This is a genomic window from Flavobacterium araucananum, from assembly GCF_002222055.1.
GTDB lineage: Bacteria > Bacteroidota > Bacteroidia > Flavobacteriales > Flavobacteriaceae > Flavobacterium > Flavobacterium araucananum.
Map to the genome: position 1 here is coordinate 21,056 of NZ_MUGS01000020.1, position 24,250 is coordinate 45,305.

At 34.7% G+C, this 24,250-nt stretch carries 21 protein-coding genes; 12 read left to right on the plus strand and 9 right to left on the minus strand.

Going from position 1 to position 24,250, the window contains the following annotated elements; genetic code table 11:
- Positions 1–329 precede the first annotated feature (329 nt).
- From B0A64_RS12190 to B0A64_RS12235, 10 genes are all read left to right on the plus strand, one after another.
- The gene (locus tag B0A64_RS12190; RefSeq protein WP_089479796.1) at positions 330–2,519 is read left to right on the plus strand and encodes a glutamine synthetase III family protein; all 2,190 of its coding nucleotides are present in this window, start codon (positions 330–332) and stop codon (positions 2,517–2,519) included.
- A 389-nt stretch (positions 2,520–2,908) separates the two neighbouring features.
- On the plus strand, positions 2,909–3,529 hold the full coding sequence (locus B0A64_RS12195; protein WP_089479797.1) for a hypothetical protein: 621 nt from the start codon (positions 2,909–2,911) through the stop codon (positions 3,527–3,529).
- A 67-nt stretch (positions 3,530–3,596) separates the two neighbouring features.
- Entirely contained in the window at positions 3,597–4,079 is a 483-nt protein-coding gene (locus tag B0A64_RS12200; protein ID WP_089479798.1) for a hypothetical protein, read from the plus strand.
- Between the two features lie 4 nt (positions 4,080–4,083).
- A complete protein-coding gene (locus B0A64_RS25530; protein ID WP_244285400.1) occupies positions 4,084–4,818 on the plus strand; it encodes a curli production assembly/transport protein CsgE in 735 nt (244 codons plus the stop codon).
- A gap of 63 nt (positions 4,819–4,881) precedes the next feature.
- Entirely contained in the window at positions 4,882–5,349 is a 468-nt protein-coding gene (locus B0A64_RS12210) for a curli assembly protein CsgF (protein ID WP_089479799.1), read from the plus strand.
- A 66-nt stretch (positions 5,350–5,415) separates the two neighbouring features.
- A complete protein-coding gene (locus B0A64_RS12215; protein WP_089479800.1) occupies positions 5,416–6,789 on the plus strand; it encodes a CsgG/HfaB family protein in 1,374 nt (457 codons plus the stop codon).
- 75 nt (positions 6,790–6,864) lie between these two features.
- Positions 6,865–8,343: a carboxypeptidase regulatory-like domain-containing protein gene (locus tag B0A64_RS12220; protein WP_089479801.1), complete on the plus strand. Its 1,479-nt coding sequence runs from the start codon at positions 6,865–6,867 to the stop codon at positions 8,341–8,343.
- 167 nt (positions 8,344–8,510) lie between these two features.
- Positions 8,511–9,689 carry an AIR synthase related protein gene (locus tag B0A64_RS12225; RefSeq protein ID WP_089479802.1) on the plus strand — a complete coding sequence of 393 codons (1,179 nt, stop codon included), beginning with the start codon at positions 8,511–8,513 and terminating at the stop codon, positions 9,687–9,689.
- 379 nt (positions 9,690–10,068) lie between these two features.
- Positions 10,069–10,425, plus strand: a complete 357-nt coding sequence (locus tag B0A64_RS12230; protein ID WP_089479803.1) for a hypothetical protein — start codon at positions 10,069–10,071, stop codon at positions 10,423–10,425.
- 1,923 nt (positions 10,426–12,348) lie between these two features.
- A complete protein-coding gene (locus tag B0A64_RS12235) occupies positions 12,349–12,957 on the plus strand; it encodes a GNAT family N-acetyltransferase (RefSeq protein ID WP_089479804.1) in 609 nt (202 codons plus the stop codon).
- A 38-nt stretch (positions 12,958–12,995) separates the two neighbouring features.
- Here B0A64_RS12235 and B0A64_RS12240 read toward each other — a convergent pair whose 3' ends face one another.
- Positions 12,996–13,619: a M949_RS01915 family surface polysaccharide biosynthesis protein gene (locus tag B0A64_RS12240; protein WP_089479805.1), complete on the minus strand. Its 624-nt coding sequence runs from the start codon at positions 13,617–13,619 to the stop codon at positions 12,996–12,998.
- 177 nt (positions 13,620–13,796) lie between these two features.
- Here B0A64_RS12240 and B0A64_RS12245 point away from each other — a divergent pair, with 177 nt between their 5' ends.
- Together B0A64_RS12245 and B0A64_RS12250 are read left to right on the plus strand one after the other, a co-directional pair.
- Positions 13,797–16,136 (plus strand): GH92 family glycosyl hydrolase, encoded by a 2,340-nt coding sequence (locus tag B0A64_RS12245; protein WP_394338347.1) that lies wholly within the window; start codon positions 13,797–13,799, stop codon positions 16,134–16,136.
- A 287-nt stretch (positions 16,137–16,423) separates the two neighbouring features.
- Positions 16,424–16,867, plus strand: coding sequence for a hypothetical protein (locus B0A64_RS12250; protein ID WP_089479807.1), 444 nt, complete (start codon positions 16,424–16,426; stop codon positions 16,865–16,867).
- 59 nt (positions 16,868–16,926) lie between these two features.
- Here the strand turns inward: B0A64_RS12250 and B0A64_RS12255 are convergent, their stop codons facing one another.
- From B0A64_RS12255 to B0A64_RS12290, 8 genes are all read right to left on the minus strand, one after another.
- Positions 16,927–18,786, minus strand: a complete 1,860-nt coding sequence (locus tag B0A64_RS12255; RefSeq protein WP_089479808.1) for a M61 family metallopeptidase — start codon at positions 18,784–18,786, stop codon at positions 16,927–16,929.
- A gap of 99 nt (positions 18,787–18,885) precedes the next feature.
- Positions 18,886–19,164 carry a DUF2805 domain-containing protein gene (locus B0A64_RS12260; RefSeq protein WP_055098339.1) on the minus strand — a complete coding sequence of 93 codons (279 nt, stop codon included), beginning with the start codon at positions 19,162–19,164 and terminating at the stop codon, positions 18,886–18,888.
- Between the two features lie 250 nt (positions 19,165–19,414).
- Positions 19,415–19,654, minus strand: coding sequence for a GlsB/YeaQ/YmgE family stress response membrane protein (locus B0A64_RS12265; RefSeq protein ID WP_089479809.1), 240 nt, complete (start codon positions 19,652–19,654; stop codon positions 19,415–19,417).
- Positions 19,655–19,693: 39 nt separating this feature from the next.
- Positions 19,694–20,401, minus strand: a complete 708-nt coding sequence (gene aqpZ, locus B0A64_RS12270) for an aquaporin Z (RefSeq protein ID WP_089479810.1) — start codon at positions 20,399–20,401, stop codon at positions 19,694–19,696.
- Positions 20,402–20,431: 30 nt separating this feature from the next.
- Positions 20,432–20,788, minus strand: coding sequence for a DoxX family protein (locus B0A64_RS12275; RefSeq protein ID WP_089479811.1), 357 nt, complete (start codon positions 20,786–20,788; stop codon positions 20,432–20,434).
- Between the two features lie 87 nt (positions 20,789–20,875).
- Positions 20,876–21,772: an EamA family transporter gene (locus B0A64_RS12280; protein ID WP_089479812.1), complete on the minus strand. Its 897-nt coding sequence runs from the start codon at positions 21,770–21,772 to the stop codon at positions 20,876–20,878.
- Between the two features lie 209 nt (positions 21,773–21,981).
- Positions 21,982–23,118: a peptidylprolyl isomerase gene (locus tag B0A64_RS12285; protein WP_089479813.1), complete on the minus strand. Its 1,137-nt coding sequence runs from the start codon at positions 23,116–23,118 to the stop codon at positions 21,982–21,984.
- Between the two features lie 49 nt (positions 23,119–23,167).
- Complete coding sequence (locus B0A64_RS12290; protein WP_089479814.1) at positions 23,168–24,244, minus strand: peptidylprolyl isomerase; 1,077 nt, start codon at positions 24,242–24,244, stop codon at positions 23,168–23,170.
- Positions 24,245–24,250: the final 6 nt, after the last annotated feature.

Here is a 24,250-nt window from a genome sequence, read left to right on the forward strand (position 1 = left end):
TAATTTTTTGGATAAGCGCAATTTTCTGAGGGGTATACTTTTAAAAAAGCAATTTTTATCCCTATTAAAAAATAAATTCGTAAAAATTAGGGATCTTTTGCACGTTTTAAGGTTAAGGAATTATGAAAAAATGTTTATTTAATGAATAATACTGCTGTATTTTGTTACATTTCTTTAAATCAAATTCATTATTCTCTGAAAAAAGCTTCTTCTGTTGAAAAATCATCGAATAAAAATCAAATATTTATCTTTAGATCAGGGGGTTAATTTGCTTATATTTGTTGCTCTTTTTTTAGTGAAAATCAGTACGAATTTTTAAAATTATATACATGTCAACATTACGTTTCCAAGCTTTAAAAGAAGCTTCTACAAGAAAGCCGGTACATTTTGAAGAAATAGACAGAAAATCTAACATTTTTGGTTCAAATGTTTTTAATGAAAAAGCAATGAAGCAATTCTTAACTTCTGATGCTTTAAAAGGAGTTAGAGACGCCATTCAGCATGGAACTAAAATAGACAGAAAACTGGCAGATTATATCGCCATGGGAATGAAAGAATGGGCGTTATCAAAAGGTGTTACCCATTATACCCACTGGTTTCAGCCCCTTACAGGAACAACAGCCGAAAAACATGATGCTTTTTTTGAAACTTCTTATGACGGTAGCGATCCTGTAGAAAAATTTGGCGGAGCACAATTGGTACAACAAGAGCCGGATGCGTCAAGTTTCCCGAATGGCGGAATCAGAAACACATTCGAAGCCAGAGGATATACCGCATGGGATCCAACCTCTCCGGCATTTATTTACGGAACCACTTTATGTATACCAACTGTATTTATAGCCTATACAGGAGAAGCACTGGACAATAAAATTCCGCTATTAAGAGCTTTATCTGCCATGGATGAAGCAGCAACAGAAGTATGTAAATATTTTGATAAAAATGTAAAAAAAGTAACAGCAACATTAGGTTGGGAGCAGGAATATTTCCTGATTGATAAAGCTTTGGCAAACTCGCGCCCGGACTTAATGATGACCGGACGAACCTTATTAGGGCATACCTCTGCAAAGGGACAACAATTAGACGATCATTATTTTGGCTCAATCCCTACACGTGCCTTAACCTATATGCGGGATTTAGAGCAAGAATGTATGTTACTGGGCATTCCGGTAAAAACACGTCATAACGAAGTAGCGCCAAACCAGTTTGAGTTGGCACCTATTTTTGAAGAAACCAATCTAGCCGTAGATCATAACTCCTTATTGATGGATGTAATGCAAAGAGTAGCAGAACGTCATGATTTTAAAGTTTTATTTCACGAAAAACCTTTCAAAGGTGTAAACGGTTCCGGAAAACACAACAACTGGTCGCTGGCAACAGATACAGGAGTTAACTTATTGAGTCCCAGCAAAACCCCAATGAGCAATTTGCAATTCCTGACCTTCTTTATCAATACCATAAAAGCAGTCAATGATTACGAAACTTTACTAAGAGCGTCGATCGCAACAGCAAGTAACGATCATAGGCTGGGAGCAAACGAAGCGCCACCAGCAATTATATCCGTTTTTATTGGTGCACAATTGACCAAAGTTTTATCAGAGTTAGAAAGCGTAACAACAGGCAAATTATCTCCGGAAGAAAAAACAGATTTAAAACTAAACGTAGTAGGTAAAATTCCGGATGTACTATTAGATAATACAGACAGAAACAGAACCTCGCCTTTTGCCTTTACAGGAAATAAATTTGAGTTTAGGGCAGTTGGGTCAAATGCAAACTGCTCAAACGCAATGACTACTCTGAATGCGATTGTGGCAAAACAATTAAAAGATTTTAAAATAGCAGTAGATTCTCTGATCGAGTCGAAAGACATGAAAAAAGACGATGCGATTTTTAATGTTTTAAGAGAATACATCAAACAATCTAAAAAAATACTTTTTGAAGGCGACGGATATAGCGAAGCGTGGGAGAAAGAAGCAGCAAAAAGAGGTTTGAGTAATTTTAAAACCACTCCGGAAGCTATAAAAGCCAAAGTTTCGAAACAAGCATTGGATTTATTTTCTGAATTAGGAATTTTAAATCATGTCGAAGCCGAAGCACGTTACGAAATAGAACTGGAAGAATACACCAAGAAAATCCAGATCGAAGGAAGAGTTTTAGGAGATATTGCAAGAAACCATGTAATCCCTACGGCAATTCGATACCAGAATACTCTAATTGAAAATGTAAAAGGCCTTAAAGAAATTTTTGGTGCAGCGTTTGAAACCATTGCAAAAGAGCAAATTGTTTTGATCAAAGAAATTTCAGGTCATATCGAAGGAATCAATTCTAAAGTATTGGCAATGACAGATGAAAGAAGAACTGCAAACCATTTGACCGATGCTCAAAAAATGGCCGAAGCTTATTGTAACAAAGTAAAACCCTACTTTGAAGACATTCGTAACCACTGCGATAAATTAGAATTATTGGTAGATGACGAAAGCTGGACATTGACAAAATACAGAGAATTGTTGTTTACAAAATAGCGATTACAAAATATTCGTTAAAGCCTGTCTCAAAAAGACAGGCTTTTTTTTATCATTAAATTAAAATAAGCGCTCAGGACTATTATTTTTCTAAATGAAAAGAGGTAATTACAGAGAATTTTTAATAAGTAATCTATTTCGTATGAAAATTTTTGAGGATTTTAGTAGTTTATCGACATAGTTTTACAGTTTATCGGAAAGTTGTTAATTGGTTGAAAAATAGCTGTTTGTACTTTATTTTGATTTCGATAAGTTTTCTAATTTTGGTTATGCAAAAGAGAGAATAAAAGTTTAACATTTATTTTCAAATGACATTTTGAGATTGATTTCCCCTAATCATATTGACCTACATAATAATTTGTATTAATAACCAATTAAATATATTTATTATGAAAAAAGTAATTTTAAGTATCTCCGCGATGCTTTTTGTAGGTGCAGCTTTTGCTCAGGGCAATGTCAGCGATGTTGACCAAACAGGATTTTTGAACGGTGCATTAGTGGTTCAGGTGGGATCATCAAATGATTCAGATGTGGATCAGATTGGTATTGCCAATGTGGCAATTGTTGGGCAATATGGAGCTGATAATGAGTCAACCGTTGCACAATTAGGAGCAGGAAATTTTGCTTTGGTAACTCAAATTGGAAGCCACAATGACTCAAGTATTTCACAAGTATTATTTGGAAACGTTGCTGTAACCACACAAATTGGAGCTTACAATGACTCTGATGTATTACAAGTAGGTGGCTTTAATACTGCTTTAACGAACCAATTAGGTTTAGCAAATGATGCCACTACAATTCAATTTGGAAATACTAACACAGCAATAACAGATCAGGACGGATGGTTTAATACTGCTGCTACATTGCAATTAGGATGGGATAACTACTCTAGCATCGAACAAAATGGAATTGGTAACTTTGCGTCTACTACTCAATTTGGAAACGATCATATAAGTACCGTTACTCAAAACGGATTCCTAAACGGAAGCATTGTAATACAATCTAACTAAGAACAAACCAGGAGAAGGAAGAACTTGATACATTCAGTTCTTCCTTCTTTTTTTATTGCAAAAAATCATGAAACGTTTCGTCTCCATTATTTTTTTACTCCTGACCGGAATTATGTTTTCTCAATCTGTAATTGATGAAAATATAAGGGACTACGTTTTGAATAAGGATGAAACAAACAATCAAAATCAAACAATCAATCAATACATGAAAAGCCGGAATATTGTACTAGTTACACAAATTGGAAATTATAATCAGGCCAATTTAACTATTGTAAGTAAGAACGCTTATGTAACTGCACAGCAAACGGGCAATAATAATTATATGAATGTCTATAAAAAAGCCGAAGAAATCAACCAATCCTATACACAAACCGGCAATAATAATTATATAAGTGATTTTGCATTGTACTCTGGCGGAATCACTTCGATGGCAATCAATCAGCAAGGCAATAATTTATCCGTAATAAGTACCGGTTCAAATTCAATTTCTAAAGACCTGATCATTAATCAATCTGGAAATTCGGGCACCATTTACGTATTCAATCACTAGAATTATGAAAACGTATTTGAACATAGTACTTCTTGTTTTTACTGCTTTTTTTTCTGAATCAGGTTTTTCGCAAGTCGTTTACAAAGAAGTAAAAGCAAAAATCGAAGTAAAGGAAATAGAGAATTTATTGGCTATTACAGGAACCGTAGAAAATCTAAAGTCAGAATTTAAAAATATATCATACAAGTTGACAGTTTTTAAAAAAGACAAACAAAATTCTAACAAATCAAATAATGCACAGGATGGAAGAGTTACGTTAGAGCCCATTCAAAAAGTTGAACTTTCGAAAACACAGGTCAATTTTACAAAAGAGGATGAGATCATAATACTACTACTCATCTATGACGAGCATAATACGATTATTGGCAAAGACAGAATTGTTTTTGGAGAAGAAACCCAATCAGATACAGGAAAATTGGTTTCGAAGGACGGAATCGAAATGCTCGGAATTGTTTCTAATGATACCAAGACAAAATTAGGAAATGATTTTTATGATATTTTTTATGCTCAATATTCAAAGCTAAAAATTAATACAAATAAAATTGTTACCGTTCAGGAAGAATTGACTTTTGGCCGTACCACAAAAATTACAATTCTTATTGATGGAGAAATAATACAAGAATTTATTTCACGTCCGGATGAAGATTTTTTAAAATATATGGCAGATGACGCTGCTTCAAAAGCGTTTAAATATTTTAAAGATATCGAAAAGCAAAATAAGATTATAACTCAGTACTAAACTGAGAGGTGTTTTTTGGGAGAATTTACTTTTTTTTAATGTCGGAATTAAAACTATATCAATATGAAAACAATAGCTTTTTTTGTTTGTGTTTTTGGTTTTAGTACGGTTTCAGTCGCACAAGATTTAGCGTATAAGCCTATTAATCCAGCTTTTGGAGGAGATACATTTAATTATCCATGGCTGCTGAGTTCTGCTCAGGCACAGAATGATTATAAAGAAGATCCAACTTCAGGATTTAAGCAGCAAACAGATTTGGAACGTTTCAAAAGCACTTTGAACAATCAATTGCTCAACAGACTTTCGAATTCATTATTTCAGGATCAATTTGGAGGAACCGGAACCGGAACTGGTACAGGCACAGGAACTGGCGGTGGTACAGGTACAGGAACGGGTGGAGGTCTTTCTCCGGGAACTTATGTTTTTGGAACACTCTCCGTAGATATTTATAACTCTAATTTAGGAATGGTTGTAGATATTCTGGATACAGAAACTGGTGAGCAGACACAAGTAATTATACCAGCGCAATAGATCTTAAAATCTATTTTGACGAAAAGTAAGGTTCATGTTTTATTGTAAGTATAAAAGCAAATAATTATGAAAAAAAGTTACCTTTTTCTATTTCTAGTAACTAGTCTGTTCTCAGGATGCGGAGCTTATTTTAATCAGCCTGTTGGAGTCCAGAAAGCAGTGTTTGGAGAAAATACTCCTGCTACAACAGCATTAGTAGATTTGCCAAAACCCAAAGAACAAATTGTGGTTGGGGTTTATAAATTCAAAGACCAGACCGGGCAATATAAACCAACCGAGGCGGGAAGTACATTTAGTACTGCCGTTACGCAAGGTGCTACTTCTATTTTAATCAAAGCCCTGGAAGATTCTAAATGGTTTATACCTATAGAACGTGAGAATCTGGGAAACCTATTAAACGAGCGAAACATTATACGGTCTACCCGTCAGGAATATGCAGCAAAAGCAGAACCCAATGAAGCCGTTTTAACGCCGCTTTTATTTGCCGGAGTTTTGCTCGAAGGTGGTATTATTTCGTACGATACTAATATTATTACGGGTGGTTTTGGAGCAAGATATTTTGGAGCCGGAGGGTCAACACGTTACAGACAAGATCGTGTGACGGTATATTTAAGATTAGTTTCAACCTCAAACGGAAAAATTTTAAATACGGTTTATGTTTCTAAAACCATTTTATCACAAAGTATTGATGCCAGCTTATTTCGATACGTTAACCTCAATAGACTTCTGGAAGTAGAAACAGGTTTTACCCGAAACGAACCAATTCAGTTAGCCGTAACCGAAGCCATCGAAAAAGCGGTAGAAGGTTTAATCGTTGATGGGATAAAAGATAAAATCTGGGAAGTAAATGCACCTCAAAAACAAATTGATGATTTTGTTGCTTCATACGATAAAGAAAAGGATGAAGCCGATCTAGCACAATTGTACAATAGAAATCTGGACGAAAAAAGAGGGCGCATTGGTATCGAAGCCTCCGGAGGAGTCGCAATCATGAACGGCGATTATCCCAATCCGGAACCAAAACCAATGGTAAGAGGAGCATTGAAGTATTTTCTTTCACCATCCTTTGATATAAGCGCTTCGTCAAATGCATTTCAGGTTGCCAACAAAGGCAGATTCGAGCGCGGATACATTTCTCTGGACCTAAATCTGGAATGTATCATATTACCGCGGGATATTTTTACTCCCTTTGTTTATGCCGGTGGTGGATTTGAATTTAATAAGGGATATGAAAATATGCACAGTAAAGTTCAGTTTGGAACAGGAATAGAATATCTCGTCACAAGCAGTTTAGGAATAAAACTATACGGAGAATATAATGTCACATTTAGTGATAATGTCGATTATGTAGTCAATGGTAAACGAGATGATTATTATTCGAGATTTGGTTTAGGATTGACCTATTATTTTCCAAAAAGCTATAAAAACAAGAAAAAATAAGGACTCCCAAAGAGCCCGTTTTTCAAAATGATTGTAGAAGTAAAATCAATGTAATTCTAATAAAAAATCTCTCAAATGAAAATAGGATTAAAAATTTTAGCGTGCATTCTTCTATTGATTTCCTGCAGTGAGGAACAGATAGATGATACAGGAACAGGAACAATTAAAGGAAGAGTTGTAGACAAACGAAACTCAGAAGGACTGGAAAATGCCCGTATTTCTTCGAGTCCAACAACCAGTACAGTATTCTCAGATAAAGATGGGTATTTTGTGATCGAAAAAGTACCAGTTGGCAAATATTCTTTTCAAGCCCAAAAAGATGGTTTTACAGCCCGATTTGAGCCTGCTACTATCGAAAAAGATAACGAAGTTCAAATTATCTTTGAATTAGAAGTGTCCACAGCTGCCAATAAACCGCCTGAAATTCCGGTACTTACAGCACCTATAGATAATGCTGTGGGGCAAGCTCAGAGTTTAAATCTGACCTGGACAGCCAAAGATCCTGAATCAGACCCTTTGACCTATACCGTTACAGTCAAAAACGGAACTACAGACGAAATTAAAACCTACCCTAATCTTACCGCTACAACATTAAACATTACGGGTCTGAGCTTTAGTACAAAATACTATTGGCAGGTATCTGCAGATGACGGAATCAATAAACCTACAAACAGTCTAACAAATTCTTTTACCACGTTGGCATTTCCAAATCCGAGATATCTGTATGTCAAAAAGGTAAAAAACAACAATGTTATCTATACAGCCGATGATGCCGGAAACGAACTGCAATTATCTTCGGCAGAAGTAAACAGTTACAGACCAAGAAAAAATTTAAGCATCAACAGGATAGCGTATATAAGTTCTGACGGATCTCTAAATCAAATTTATAGTATGAATCCGGATGGTACAGATGTCAAAAAAATTACAAACTTTGTGCCTATAGCCGGCTTTAATATGGATCATGTAAATTATTGCTGGAGTGCCAACGGAAAACAGATTATCTATCCCAATTTTGATAAACTCTATCGCATAGATTCTGATGGTTCAGGATTAGTTCAGCTCTTTAGCACACCAAATGGCAAGTTTATTTCAGAATGTGATTGGAGTCAGGACGGAAGCCAGATCGTATTAAAGGTCAATGATGTTTCAGGATATAATGTCGAAATTTATGTAATAAATACGAGCGGAAACATTCTTTATCAGGTACTTTCAGGAGTAACAGGAGCAGCAAGCGGTATTAGTATAACACTTGATAATTCGAAAATTGCCTATACAAGAGACGTTTCCGGATTCGAAAACTCAAGTTACCGCAGATTAGATTCCAGAATATTTATCTATACAGTAGCAACAAATACTTCGGCTGAATTAGATACCAAAAAAGAAAATGGCTTTAATGATTTAGATGTCAAATTCTCTCCTAATGAAGCAAAAGTCATTTTTGTCAATACATCCAACGATGGCCTGTCTGCCAAAAACATTCAGACCGCAAGCATAACAGATAATACAACGAGGACCACTTTATTTCAGAATGCATCAATGCCGGATTGGCGATAAAAGAATATAAGCCAGAATTTTCAAACCAATTTCAAGCCAGAAATTCGGTAGTGTTATCAAACCTGCCGAATTTTTTGTGTATCAAAATAATTCAATTTTAAATGGTATAACCTCAAGAATTAAAAAAAGGGATTATCTTTGCACCACATCAACACAAACTAAATTTCATGAGTTCAGATTCTAGCAAAAGGTACGCACAAAGAGGTGTTTCGGCATCAAAAGAAGACGTACACAACGCCATAAAAAATATTGATAAAGGTTTATTTCCACAGGCATTCTGCAAAATTGTTCCTGATTATTTGACACAGGATTCAGAGTACTGCTTGATTATGCACGCAGATGGTGCAGGTACAAAATCGTCATTGGCGTATATGTACTGGAAAGAAACAGGAGATATTTCGGTTTGGAAAGGAATTGCTCAGGACGCTTTAATCATGAATATCGATGATTTATTATGTGTTGGCGCAACAGATAATATTTTACTTTCATCGACAATAGGAAGAAATAAAAACTTAATTCCCGCAGAAGTTATTTCGGCAATCATTAACGGAACCGAAGAATTAATCAACGAATTAAAAACTTTTGGCGTAACCATTCATTCAACAGGAGGCGAAACCGCTGATGTTGGCGACGTTGTACGTACCATAATTGTAGATTCTACCGTAACGGCTCGCATGAAACGCAGCGATGTTGTAGATAATGCAAACATCAAAGCCGGTGACGTAATTGTAGGTTTAACTTCTTTTGGTCAGGCAACTTACGAAAAAAGCTATAATGGCGGAATGGGAAGTAACGGATTAACATCTGCACGTCATGATGTTTTTGGCAAATATTTAGCCAAAAAATATCCGGAAAGTTACGACGCACTTGTTCCCGAAGAATTAATTTATTCAGGGCAGGTAAATCTAACAGATGAGGTCGAAAATAGTCCAATAAATGCAGGTCAGTTAGTACTTTCTCCAACCAGAACCTACGCCCCAATTATCAAGAAAATTTTAGATACCTACACCCCAAACGAAATTCACGGAATGGTGCATTGTAGTGGAGGAGCGCAAACTAAAATTTTACACTTCGTTCAGAATTTACACATCATAAAAGATAATTTATTTCCGGTTCCGCCATTGTTCCGGTTAATTCAGGAACAATCAAAAACCGACTGGAAAGAAATGTATCAGGTTTTTAATTGTGGTCACCGTATGGAAATTTATGTTCCTGAAAACATTGCACAAGATATTATTGCGATTTCAAAATCGTTCAATGTCGATGCACAAATCATAGGTAGAGTAGAAGCAGCAGATACAAAGAAATTAACGATCAGCAGCGAATACGGAACATTCGAATATTAATTTTTTTTGAGGTACTAAGGTTCTGAGTTGCTAAGATTCTGAGCTTAATATTAGAAGTAAATATTAAAATTTATTCAGCATATAATGTGTTTAGACGTACAACGTCAAGGCGCACAATGTCAAGAAGTACAACGTAGAGGCGCACAGTAGTGCGTCTCCCGTAAAGTTAGACATCCTTTTGAAAGTCGATTGTCAGGCTGAGCGAAGTCGAAGCCTGTTCCAATTTGCAAGATTTCAACTTCACAAAGAATAAAATTTTATAAATATAATAACCATTAGCTTTTTTAGGAGCTAATCCCGCTATCCGTTACAATCTTTTATTTTTTAAAGAAAAAAACAAAAGGATTTTCACTACTATCGGGGCTAAAAAACACCAGTTATGTACGAATTACTTTTTTGGAGATATTTAGAAGAAGTTTACCTGAACCATCACGAAGTTTATGAAGCTCTTACAGAAAAAGAAAACGTCGAAGGACTCGAGATACTTCCGATTGAGGTAATCATGAACAGAATCACTTCAGTATTCTCGCAATGGGAAAAAGTCGACGAAAATAGCTGGCAAAATAATACAGGAAAAGGGGCTTTTCAGGTAATCTCAACACCGCAAAGCATCAAAATCGATTGTTACGGAACCGAAGGCAAAACTATGAATAAGCTGGTAGCCTTAATGGAAGAATTCAAATGTCCGTTGTACGACCCACAAGTTCCGGAACGTTACGATGAAATGAGTGAGTAATAGAATTTATTATTCTTTAAATTGAATAGCCTCCTGCTTCAGTTGGAGGTGTTTAAGTCATACAATAATAGGGCTTTGGCCGAATCAGACATTTTGGCTAAAGCCCATTTGATTGATTTTATATAAACTCCAGCTAAAGCTGAAGCCAATTCAAAAAAACTTTGCGGCTTTGAGACTTTGCGAGAGATTTGTTCGTAATATCATTTTATCTGTTTTTTCTTAACGTAATGACATTTGTTTCTATCCCTCACGCGAAACCGTTAAACGAGATATTTGGACGTTTGAATATTTGGATTATTTTATAGGGACGGATTTTAATCCGTCCCTATAAAATAATCCGAGCCGAAGGCTCTCAAATTCCGTAGGAATGAGCTATCTTGTAGCAGCGGATTTTAATCCGTTGATTGAAAATAAAAACCAACATAAAGTTCCATAGGAACGACATATATTAAGCGTTACAAAATGAATGAAAACTTCACAAAAGCATTTTTTAATTTTTCTTTTCGCTTCTTTCTACCAATATTTCTTCTACCAATATTTAATTCCTAACGGAATATGTAATAGGAATCAAAGTAATATCTCGTAGAGATTATATGTTGGTAGAATTATATATTTACCAATTCTACATTTGTTTCTATCCCTCACGTGAAACCTTTAAACAAGATATTTGGATGTTTGAATATTTGGATCATTTTGGACGGATTAAAATCCGTCCCTACAAAATAATCCGAGCCGAAGGCTCTCAAAAAATTCCATAGGAATGAGCTATCTTGTAGCAACGGATTTTAATCCGTTGATTGAAAATAAAAACCAACATAAAGTTCGATAGGAACGACATATATTAAGCGTTACAAAATGAATGAAAACTTCACAAAAGGATTTTTAATTTTTCTTTTCGCTTCTTTCTACCAATATTTCTTCTATCAATATTTAATTCCTAACGGAGTATGTAATAGGAATCAAAGTAATATCTCGTAGAGATTATATGTTGGTAGAATTATATATTTACCAATTCTACATTTGTTTCTATTCCTCACGTGAAACCTTTAAACAAGATATTTGGATGTTTGAATATTTGGATCATTTTGGACGGATTAAAATCCGTCCCTACAAAATAATCCGAGCCGAAGGCTCTCAAAAAATTCCATAGGAATGAGCTATCTTGTAGCAACGGATTTTAATCCGTTGATTGAAAATAAAAACCAACATAAAGTTCCATAGGAACGACATATATTAAGCGTTACAAAATGAATGAAAACTTCACAAAAGCATTTTTTAATTTTTCTTTTCGCTTCTTTCTACCAATATTTCTTCTACCAATATTTCTTCTACCAATATTTAATTCCTAACGGAGTCTGTAATAGGAATCAAAGTAATATCTCGTAGAGATTATATGTTGGTAGAATTATATATTTACCAATTCTACATTTGTTTCTATTCCTCACGTTAAACCGTTAAACGAGATATTTGGATGTTTGAATATTTGGATCATTTTGGACGGATTAAAATCCGTCCCTACAAAATAATCCGAGCCGAAGGCTCTCAAAAATTCCGTAGGAATAGCTATCTTGTAGCAACGGATTTTAATCCGTTGATTGAAAATAAAAACCAACATAAAGTTCCATAGGAACGAGATATATTAAGCGTTACAAAATGAATGAAAACTTCACAAAAGCATTTTTAATTTTTCTTTTCGCTTCTTTGTACCAATATTTCTTCTACCAATATTTAACTCCTAACGGAGTATGTAATAGGAATTCAAGTAATATCTCGTAGAGATTATATGTTGGTAGAATTATATATTTACCAATTCTACATTTGTCCCGTAGGGACTACATTTTCAAACAGAAAAGGATAATTATATAAAGATTTTTTTTAATCTTTATAATCAAATTACGCTGTAGTAAAAAAAACAAAAAAAACATGAATACAACTTCAAATTTCAATTTTTCTAATCCCATAATTTTAGAAGACGATTTGGTTTTATTACGCTCATTAGAAGAAACTGACGTTGATAATTTATTAGAAATTTCGATTAACGAACCGGAAACCTGGAAATATTCTTTGGTAGGAGCAGACGGAAAAGAGAATTTGGTCAAATACATTCAATCTGCGATAAAAAACCGAGAGAATCAAAGAGAAATTCCGTTTATTGTTTTCGATAAAAGAACTCAAAAATACGCAGGATCAACACGTTTTTACGATGTTCAGCCAGATTACAAAACCTTACAATTAGGATATACCTGGTATGGTTCTGCTTTTAGAGGAACGGGACTTAACAAGCATTGTAAATTTTTATTACTGCAATTTGCCTTTGAAACTCTGGGAATGGAGCGTGTAGAATTTCGTGCAGATAATAATAACGAGCGAAGTATTGCCGCAATGAAAAGCATTGGCTGCAAGGTCGAAGGTGTTTTGCGAAGTCACATGCCAACCGTAGATGGCGAAACACGACGCGATTCGATCGTTTTAAGCATTCTAAAAAACGAATGGTTTGATGCCGTAAAAGAAAATTTAAAGCAAAAACTTTAAAGAAAGGGCCATAGTCTACAATCCAACATCTGGAATTCTTACCCATCTTTCAACAACAAACCCTGTTCCTTTCTTAGTTTAACCACTAATTGATCCAGATAAGTTTTTATTTTTTGGGGGAGTACATTCCATTCTTTATCTTTTTTAAAACTCCTGCAATCGTCTAGGTCACATTCGACAGCCCGAATGGCGTATTTTTTGTTTTTGTAGACAGTAATAATTTTTACGCGTCTTACTTCACCATATTCTGTTTTTGTTCCGTATACAATTACGGGATCAATATATCCATCCCCATCAAGATCTTTCGTACTGCAATATTTTGTCCAGAACCAGATTGTCGTTTCTTTAGGAACATAATCTTCAAGCAAATCATTAATGCGCCATTTTTCAAGAAAGCCACCGTGATCACTCATCGTACAAATAGCCTGAATCTTGGTATTTAAAGTATCTTTTTTAGAAATATTTTTTCGGTTTTCGCATAACAGCAAGTCATAAACGCCACCTTTATCAGAACATTCGAATGCTTTGTAGATCGGGAAATCCGGAACTTCGTTTAATTCTCTCTGTGTTATTTCTTCCTTGGTTAATCTGTAGCTGTCTGTTTTTTGCGAAAAACCAAATGTAGAGAAAGAAAGAACCAGAAATAAAATATAATTTTTCATGTATGAATTGCATTTTTGAATCATTCAAAGATATTCAAAACCTTTTTGAGCCTAAATTTTTTTATATTTTTTAAAAAGCATATTTTATTGTAATTTTCTAACCTGAAAAGTTATTAAATCGTTTTAGTAAATAACTAATCGTGTTGTAAACATAAAATAATGATTAAAAATTATCTCATGAATAGTGTAAAAAGCAAAAGTTTTCTCTTAGGATTATCCATTTTGATGCTTGGTTTAGCCAATGAAATAAAGGCACAAAATAAAGGAGTTGAAAAACGAAATCTAATTCAGTATGTTGACCCAATGATTGGAACTGCCAAAATGGGACATACCTATCCTGGTGCAACAGTTCCGTTTGGGAGTGTGCAATTAAGTCCTGAAACTGATACAATTGCTTATGGTTTAAACGGAAAATATAACGGTGAAGTCTATAAATATTGCGCAGGATATCAATATGAAGACAAAACGATTGTAGGTTTTAGTCATACACATTTTAGCGGGACAGGACATTCTGATCTGGGTGATTTTTTGATTATGCCTACAACCGGAAAATTGCAATTGAATCCCGGAGTTGCATCAAAACCATTATCAGGATATCGATCAGCGTTTTCTCATAGCACAGAAAAAGCAGAACCCGCATATTACAGTGTACTTCTGGAAGATCATAATATCAAAGCCGAACTAACGGCAACAACGCGTGTTGGAATGCATCAATATACGTTTCCAAAATCTGATGAAGCACACATTATCCTTGATCTGACTTCCGGAATTTACAATTATGATAAAAAAAATGTGTGGACATTTGTTCGTATAGAAAACGATACATTAATCACAGGTTATCGCCAGACAAACGGCTGGGCGAGAACCAGAACTGTTTATTTTGCCATGTCATTTAGCAAACCTATAAAAAGCTACGGACAGGCAGCATTAGAAAAAAGTGTTTACAGAGGTTTTTGGGGAAGGTTTGATCAAACTAAAAATTTTCCTGAAATGGCGGGGCAAAACTTAAAACTATTTTTTGATTTTAGTACCCAAGAAGGAGAAAAAATTAAAATAAAAATGGCACTATCACCAGTGAGTTCTGCCGGAGCACTGGAAAACATGAAAAAAGAAGTTCCGGGATGGGATTTCGAAAAAGTAAAAAAACAAAGTCAGGAAGTTTGGAATAATGAATTGAATAAAATTCAGATTGAAACGATCCGGAAAGAAGATTTGGTAAATTTTTATACCTCTATGTATCATGCTTTTTTAGGTCCAACAGAATATATGGATTTAGACGGAAACTATAAAGGATTGGATATGAATGTTCATAAAGCCGAGAATTTTAAAAATTATACCAGCTATTCTTTGTGGGATACTTACAGAGCATTGCATCCCTTATTCAATTTGGTGCAGCCCACCCGAAATTCGGATATGATTAGTTCGATGTTGGCACATTCTGATCAGAGTGTGCATAAAATGTTGCCAATCTGGTCGCATTATGCCAATGAAAACTGGTGTATGATTGGGTATCATTCCGTTTCTGTAATTGCCGATGCAATTGTAAAAGGCAATACCAATTTTGATCCTGAAAAAGCACTTCAGGCTTGTGTCAATACAGCAAAAGTACCTTATTATGACGGATTGGAATATTATATGAAAATGGGTTATGTTCCCGAAGATAAAAACGGAGCATCAGTATCTAAAACTTTAGAATATGCTTATGATGATTGGGCAATTGCTCAGGCAGCCAAAAAATTAGGCAAAACAGCTATTTATAATGAATTCATAGAAAGATCTAAAAATTATAAAAACGTTTACGATGCTAAAACAGGTTTCATGCGTCCTAAACTAAACGACGGAACTTTTAAGAAAGAATTTGATCCTCTGGATACGCATGGGCAGGGATTTATCGAAGGCAATTCATGGAACTATAGTTTATACGTTCCGCAAGATCCGGCAGATATGATTAAAATGATGGGCGGAAATGAGAAATTCAATGTCAGATTAGATTCGTTATTCAGCATGCATTTACCCGATAAATATTTTGAAAATACAGAAGATATTACCAGAGACGGAATCATAGGGAATTATGTTCACGGAAACGAACCTTCGCATCATGTAGTTTATCTTTACAATTGGACAAATTCTCCCTGGAAAGCCCAAGATAAAATTAGAATGATCCTGAAAAAAATGTACCGTAATGGTGCTGACGGTTTAGGCGGAAATGATGATTTTGGGCAAATGAGTGCGTGGTATATTTTTAGCAGCTTAGGATTTTATCCGGTTGCACCAGGTTCTGATGAATATGCTTTGGGAAGTCCGCTAGTTAAAAAAGCAGTTTTTAACTTAGAAAACGGAAAGAATTTTGAAGTTGAAACCGTAAATCAATCCGATAAAAATGTATTTGTGAGTAAGGTGCTTTTAAACGGAAAACAATTAGACAAGCCGTTTCTGAAACATGCGGATGTAATAAACGGCGGAAAAATTACTTTTTATATGAGTAGTAAACCAAATAAAAAGAATTATGTGAACTAAAATTTGCCCACGGATTTTGCGGATGAGACGGGTTTACACGGTTTTTTTGTATTTGTGAGTGAAATTGTATAGAAAAGTTTCACGCAAATTTTACAGATCTCAGCAGATTTAAAAAAAATCTTTTTAATCCTTTTTCATCTGTGGCAAAAAGGAAAAGACTTCTCCCGAAGTCTCGGGACACTAAGCCTGACAAAAATCAACATTATTAATTTGAGAAAATTTGTGCAATTCGTGGCAGAACAACAAAAAACTTCACGAAATTTGCACTTTAAATAAAGATAAAAAACATGAAAATAAATCTAAAATCAGGAATTGATAAATTGCTTTTCGGAATGAAGCAAAATGATGTAACGGCTGCTTTAGGAAAGCCTGATAAAAATTATACAGACGAAGATGATAATGTAATTTTTGTATACAATGCACATAAAATCAGATTGACATTTTATCAGGAAGAAGACTTGAAATTAGGTTATTTGGTGGCTTCAAGCAATGATCTGGAAGTTTTTGGCTTCAAGCTAATCGGAAGAAAAATTGCAGAAGTAAAGAAAGATTTGGCAACAAAAGGAATTACAAAATACACTCAGGAAACTTTTGATACTTTCGAGAATTATTTCAACGAAGACAATTGGTTTATCCTTCAAACTGAATTTGATGAGGTTGTAAAGTTCGAAGTTGGAGCAATCATCAATGAAAAAGACGAATTTGACTGGAAATTTTCAGCTAAGAAATAAGGCGAGAGCATAAAAAAACCGACAATCATTTGTCGGTTTTTTTTTAAGTCAAAAGAAAATTACCCTTTTAACCATGCGTTTTTAAGCTTTTCTTTTGAAGCATCTGTTGCTTTAAAAGTTTCTTTTTCTTCGTATGGCACTTTTACAGTTCCTTTGATGGTTTGCTCTGCACCGGCACGTTTTATTTTTATTGTAATTGGATCATTTTCCTTCCAGTTTTCACTTTCTGAAATCAAATCATAAATGTTGTCTAAGTTATATGTTTTATTGTTTACAGCAACGATAACATCTCCTGCTTTAAGATTTAGAGTAGTAAAAAATACATTTAAATCTACATCAGAGCGAACACTTATTACTTTAGTTGTTTTATCAACACCAATATAAGGAGTTTGTCCTTTGATAAAAATCGATCCCGGAGTTTTTTCAGATGCTTTTGTCACACCCACTTTTGCCAGATAAAAGTCGTAAGGAATTGGGGTTGTTCCGGCAACATATTTATTTAAAAAATCACCCACTTCAGGATAAGTCAACTGCGTAATTTTAGCAAAAAGTTCACTGTCATTAAATGGTTTTTCGACACCATATTCATTAGCCAATTTGTGCATTAAATCAAGAATTCCTCTTTCGCCATTGCTTTTTTCTCTAATGATAATATCGATGCACATACCAATCAAAGCTCCTTTTTGATATACATTTAAGTATTGGTCTTTATAAGGCTGTTCTAATACATTTGCACTCATTTTGGTAAAGGACATGGTATCGTTTAAGCTTTTTGCTTCTTCGATTTTACCTGCAATACGCGTATAGAATTCAGTTTCGTTAATTAATCCCTGATTGATCTGGAATAGATTTGCAAAATATTCTGTAACACCTTCATACATCCATAAATGTTCTGACATTTTTGGTGCATTGTAATCAAAATACTGAATTTCTTTTGAGTGTATGGTAAGTGGTGTTACGATATGAAAGAACTCATGCGAAACGACATCTTTCATTGACTCTACCAATTTTTCTTTTGGCATTGACTCCGGTAATACAACCGTAGTTGCTGTAGGATGTTCTAAAGCTCCAAAACCATGAGCATCATCTTTGGCCATACTTGACAGATACAATAGAACCGTATATTTTTTAGTCGCATTTACTTTGCCTAAAAAGTTTTTTTGCGCCGTCATCATAGTTTTCATTTCCGGAGTAATGCTTTCAGCCGTAAATTTTCCGGTAGGAGAGTAAACTGCGATCAAAATATCCATTCCGTTTACATTAAAAGTAGTGTAATCCGGTTTAGAATACATGATTGGATTTTCGACTAAAACAGCGTAACGTGGTGTTGTAAAAACATCGCTTGTTTTGCTGGCATCTTCGTCATTCATAGAAGTTGCTCCCCAAAGTGTTTCAGGATGTGTGATGGTAACTTTGTACGGAACATCTAGTTTATCCTGAAAATAACCTACAAAACCATGTGTGTTAACCAGGAAATTGATTCCGGCATTAATATTAGTTCCGGCTGGCGAAAAAATGTCATCATTACCAAATCCTGTTCCTTTTTCAGTATCAAAAGTGTCTCCTACCAAATAAGTTACTTTTTTTAAGGTCTTTGCATTAGAAATTGACCATGAATTGTCGTTAATTCTTTTTACAGTCAATGGATTTCCTTTAGCATCAAAAGCTTTAAAATCATCAGAATATTTACCGTAGTTATCTGTAGAATAAGTTCCCGGAACTGTTTTTGGGATACTATAAACAATTTCGTCAGTTTTTATTTGCGGAGGGGTAACTGTTACCAAAACTTTATCGTCTTTTACATCAATAAGATTAATGGTAACATCTACAACATTACTTTTTGCAGCACCTGTCGAGCTTCCTGTTTTACAGCTCCAAAGAGTAGCTGCAAGGGCTAAGGTGTAAAGTATTTTTTTCATTTATTTGAGTTTAGTTATTTGTATTGGACATATAAATTGTAAAAAAGTTACAATGCGATTCAAAATATAAAAAAACTCCTGAATTTCAGGAGTTCTATTTTAGTCTAGTTTATTTTTTATATAGTATTTACCATCCAAATCTTCATCAAAATCATCTATTTTAACGGGCTTTGGTTTTGGTTTATTTGCAATTGCCTTCTTTTTCCACATCTCAAATTTTTCAAGTGGCATCTTCTTTTTCATGATTTCCAGAACTTCTTTTTCTGCCAATCCAAACTCCTTTTTTATGATCTCAAATGGATTTTTTTCTTCTAAGGCTAGCGAAACAAGTTTTTCGGTTTGTTCCCAATTCAATTCTTTGCGGTTACTCTTTTTCATCACGTGAAAATTAATTCAAAATAGGGGTTAATGATTAATAGATTGATTTTCAATTTAAGTATCAATATTAATAAAAAAAATAATTAGTTGGTTCGATCTGGTGCATTTTTTTTAGCGATTTTAACGGTTTTTTGCAGATCTTGATTTTTGAAACGGAATTTGTAATTAAAGTAGCTAAAAAAAAGAGAAAACCAAATATAGCGATATCTGATTTTCTCTTTATAAGTAAGTTATGTGTCTATTATTGTTATTATTTTTTGATTAAGCTGATAATAAACAGCAAAACCCATGCTCCTCCTACGGCAATTAAAATTTGCCAAAGTAGTCCGCCACCGCCAATACCAAGTTTACCGGCAATCCAGCCACCAATAATTCCGCCAATAATTCCGACGATAATATTACCAAGAAGTCCAAAACCTGCACCTTTCCAGATCTGACCTGCCAACCATCCGGAAATTGCACCTATAAGTAAAAAATATAAAAATTGCATATCTAATTTTTTTAAAGTTATAATTATAATTAAATCTGATTAAGCTGCGTCGTGATTTTGTAGCAACGTCTTGTATATAAATCCTGCTGCGATAGCACCTAATATTGGAGCCGCCCAAAACAACCATACTTGCGATAATGGTTCTCCGCCAACAAAAATAGCTTGTGATAAAGATCTTGCAGGGTTTACAGATGTATTGGTAATTGGAATACTGATTAAGTGAATTAATGTTAATGCCAGACCAATTGCTATACCGGCAAATCTTCCGTTTGCAAATTTATCTGTAGCTCCAAGAATAACTAATAAAAAGAATAGAGTCAAAACAAATTCAGCTATAAAAGCAGATGATAAGGAATATCCATCAGGGGAGAATGCTCCAAAACCGTTTGATGCAAAGGCACCCGCTCTGGTATTGTCAATTGCAAAACCTGCTTTTCCTGATGCGATAGTGTATAGAGTTCCTGCCGCAGCAATTGCCCCAACACATTGTGCAAGGATGTACGGGATTAAATCTTTTGCCGGAAATCTTCCGCCTGCCCATAAACCAAATGAAACTGCAGGATTAAAATGCCCGCCTGAAATGTGTCCTACGGCGTATGCCATTGTTAAAACAGTTAAACCAAAAGCTAATGCAACCCCTGCAAATCCAATTCCTAAATTAGGAATGCCGGCAGCAAAAATTGCGCTTCCACAACCTCCAAAAACTAGCCAATAAGTTCCGAAGAACTCTGCAAATAATTTTTTCATAATAAAATAATTTTAATTAATAGTTGATTGTTAAAGGGTATATTGGTAAGCCCAAAAAATCAACACGACTTGTAAGGGCAAACGTACAAATAAAATCCACTTTGGTAAACCAAAACTTGCTTTTTTATTTTGATACATGAAAAGATTTGCAGGAAATACAGCAATTAAAAGCGATACAATTCCCCATGCGCCAAAATGCGAAGTAACAGGAACAATTAGGAGTATGCCAAAGACAATCTCGGCAACTCCGCTTAAAATATTTATTAATTTAGGCTTAGAAAAAAAGGGTGGAATGATTCTGATGTACATTCCGGGGTTTCGAAAATGGTTTAATCCGGCAATAATATAAAGCACAGCCATTAAATATAAATGCCAGGGTAAATTCATGATAGGGAATAGTTTATCACGAATTTATAAAAAAATTAACAATTATTACATTACAAAGCACTTTTTTTTAAGGCAATGCAAAATAAGTTAATTTTTGCGCTTGAAATTTACATTCATAATAATTATGGCAAGAATAATTAAAACGATCCCAACCCATTGCAGGAAGATAACTTTTTCATCTAGCAGTACATAAGCCATCATTACGGAAACAGGAAGTTCAAGTGCCGAAACAATACTTCCTAATCCAATTCCGGTTAGAGGAAAACCTGCCGTCATAAGCATTGGAGGAATAATAGTTCCAAAAAGAGCCAGGATGATCCCCCATTTCAGGAAGATTTCAAAGTTAAAAGGAGTAACCTGAGTGGCAAAGGCAAAGGCAAACACAATTATAGATCCGCCTAAAAGCATGTATAAACTTCTTTGTGCTGATGAAATTTCAGTAGCAACACGATTTGCGGTAAACATGGTTGTCGTAAAAGATGCAGCAGCCAAAATTCCCCAAGCCAGACCTCTCCAATCTAATTTTATATCATTGTGCATAATATTGGTTGCCAAAACGGTACCAATAAGTACAATAAATACAGCAAAAACTTTTTGTTTTGAAGGTAATTTTTTTTCTAAGATCATTTCAAGCAAAACGCCCATCCAGACTGTTTGCATTAATAAAACGATACCAATAGAAACCGGAATATATTTTACAGCTAAATAATAGAACAAACTCGTCATTCCTAACGAAGTTCCTGCTACCATTAAGCTAAAGATGTTTTTGGGAGTTGCTTTTACAACATTGTCTTTAAGTTTAATTTTCTGGAAAACATTGATTAGTAAAATACCAATAATTCCCAGTATAAATTGAGATGTGGTTACTTCGGCAGTAGTATATCCTTCTGAATAGGCCATTTTTACAAAAGTGGCTAACATTCCGTAAGTTGTAGCGCCTATTGCGACCAAAAATACTCCCTTTAATACGTTGTTTTGTGACATCTTAACTTGTTTGATTAAAAAATTAAAGCCGGCAAAGGTAAGCTATTTTGTTTGGGATTTAATAGAAAAATATAAGAAACATTGATTTCAATATAGTTTCAGTCGTAATTTTTATTCTAAAATTATGAATTTGATAGTATTAGGTTAAAATAACAAACCCATCAAAATCTTTATTTTGATGGGTTTGTTTATAGCAGATAAATATTTTTTTATTTTACTACAGGCTGAGTTTTATACGTTTCGATTTCGAAAATCAAAGTCGAATTTGGCGGGATTACTCCTCCGGCACCTTTTTCTCCGTAAGCTAAATTGGCAGGAAGAAAGAAAATTGCTTTTTCTCCGTCAGTCATCATGTCTAATGCTTCGATAAATCCGGGAATCATTCCGTCTTTTTTACCTACTGTAAACGGGAATGCCTGATATCCTTTTTGTGCATCACGGTTTGCATCGTATTTGCCATAAGCTTTTGCTACAGTAGCCATACTACTGTCAAAAAGATTTCCATCTTCAAAATATCCAGCGTAGTGAAAGTAAATTGCAGATCCTTCAGCCCCTTTAACTCCTGTTCCGGGTTTTGTTACAACGTATTTTAAACCTGATGCAGTTGTAGTTGCTTTTGCTTTTGTAGCTGCAAAGTAAGCTGCTTTTTGTGTTACTACTTTTTGAGATTCCCCTTTTTTAGCCTCTTGTTTTTTTACATCATCAGCCAAAACTTTTACAGCGTTAAACTTTTTAGCGGCATCACCTTTGCGGGTAATCGTAATTTTTGTCATGATATCATCCTGAACAATTTTATTTACATTGTCCATTCCTGAAACCACATGACCAAAAATAGTATGTTTTCCGTTTAACCACGGCGTTTCTTTATGCGTAATAAAAAATTGGCTTCCGTTTGTAGCAGGACCTGAATTTGCCATGGCAAGAACACCGCCTTTTTCAAATTTTAGTTCTTCTACAAATTCATCTTTAAAAGCGTATCCGGGACCTCCCGAACCGTTTCCGTCCGGATCACCACCCTGAATCATAAAATCATTGATTACTCTGTGAAATTTTAATCCGTCATAAAATGGTTTTCCTTTAAGTCTTTCTACCTTAACATTAGGATTGTTTCCTTCTGCCAAAGAAACAAAGTTTGCCACTGTTACAGGTGTTTTTACGTATTCTAAGGATACAACAATATCTCCTTTTGTAGTTGCTATTGTAGCAAAAATACCATCATTAGGATCTGTTTTTGCCACTACTTTTGTAGCGGTAGCTTTTGGTTTTGATTTTGCCGCTGGCTTTTTTGTCTGAGCCTGGAGGTTTACTACTGCCAAGCAAAATAAAAATAGAAATTTAAACTTCATAGTGTTTAGAATTTAAGTCTGTAATAACGTTTTAAAGATAAGAATATTATTACGGTTTCTCTAATAATTGGATTTCGAAAATGATATTTGCATTTGGCGGAATCACCCCTCCGGCGCCTGTTGCTCCGTAAGCTAAATGAGACGGGATAAAAAGAATAGCTTTATCTCCAAATGAAAGTTGTTCGATTCCTTCAATAAATCCCGGGATCATACCATCTTTACGACCTGCCTTAAACGGAATTGGCTGATATCCTTTTTGTTCTGCCCTTGCTGCATCAAACTTTCCAAAAGCTTTGTTAACCTCTTCTACACTTGAGTCAAATAAAGTTCCGTCTTCCAGGAAACCAGAATAATGAATGTATATTTGAGCTCCTGTAGCTGGTTTTTTACCAGTTCCTTTTTCAGTAATTAAATATTGTAAACCTGAACTCGTTTTAGTTGTTTTTGGTTTAACAGATGCAAAATAGTCTACTTTTTCTTTTTGAACGCCTGTAAATTTGCTTTTTTCTTTAGCAATTTCAGAGAAGTAATCGTGAAATGTTTTTACAGCATCAAACTTTTTAGCTGCTTCACCATTTCTAATAATGGTTACGGCAACAATAGTATCTCCTTGTTTTACCTGATTGACAACTTCCTGACCTTTTTCGACAACGTGACCAAAAATAGTATGTTTCCCGTCTAACCATGGCGTTTCGACATGCGTGATAAAAAATTGACTGCTGTTGGTTCCCGGTCCGTTATTAGCCATTGCAAGAACACCCGCTTTGTCAAATTTTAAATCAGTGATTTCATCTTTAAATTTATATCCTGTATCTCCGGAACCGGTTCCTTCAGGATCTCCGGTCTGAATCATGAAATCTTCTATAACTCTGTGAAATTTTAACCCGTTATAAAAAGGTTTATTCTTTAGATAATCTTTTGTTACAAACTCATTTTTACCTTCAGCAAGCGTTACAAAATTCGCTACCGTAACCGGTGCTTTTTTATAATCTAATTCAACAATAATATGTCCTTTATTGGTTTCAATATCGGCATACAAACCATCAGGTAAATTGCTGTGCTCGTCTTTGCAAGAATATAATGAGCTAACGGTAACAGCTAGTAATAATAAAATACTCTTTTTCATTTTTAA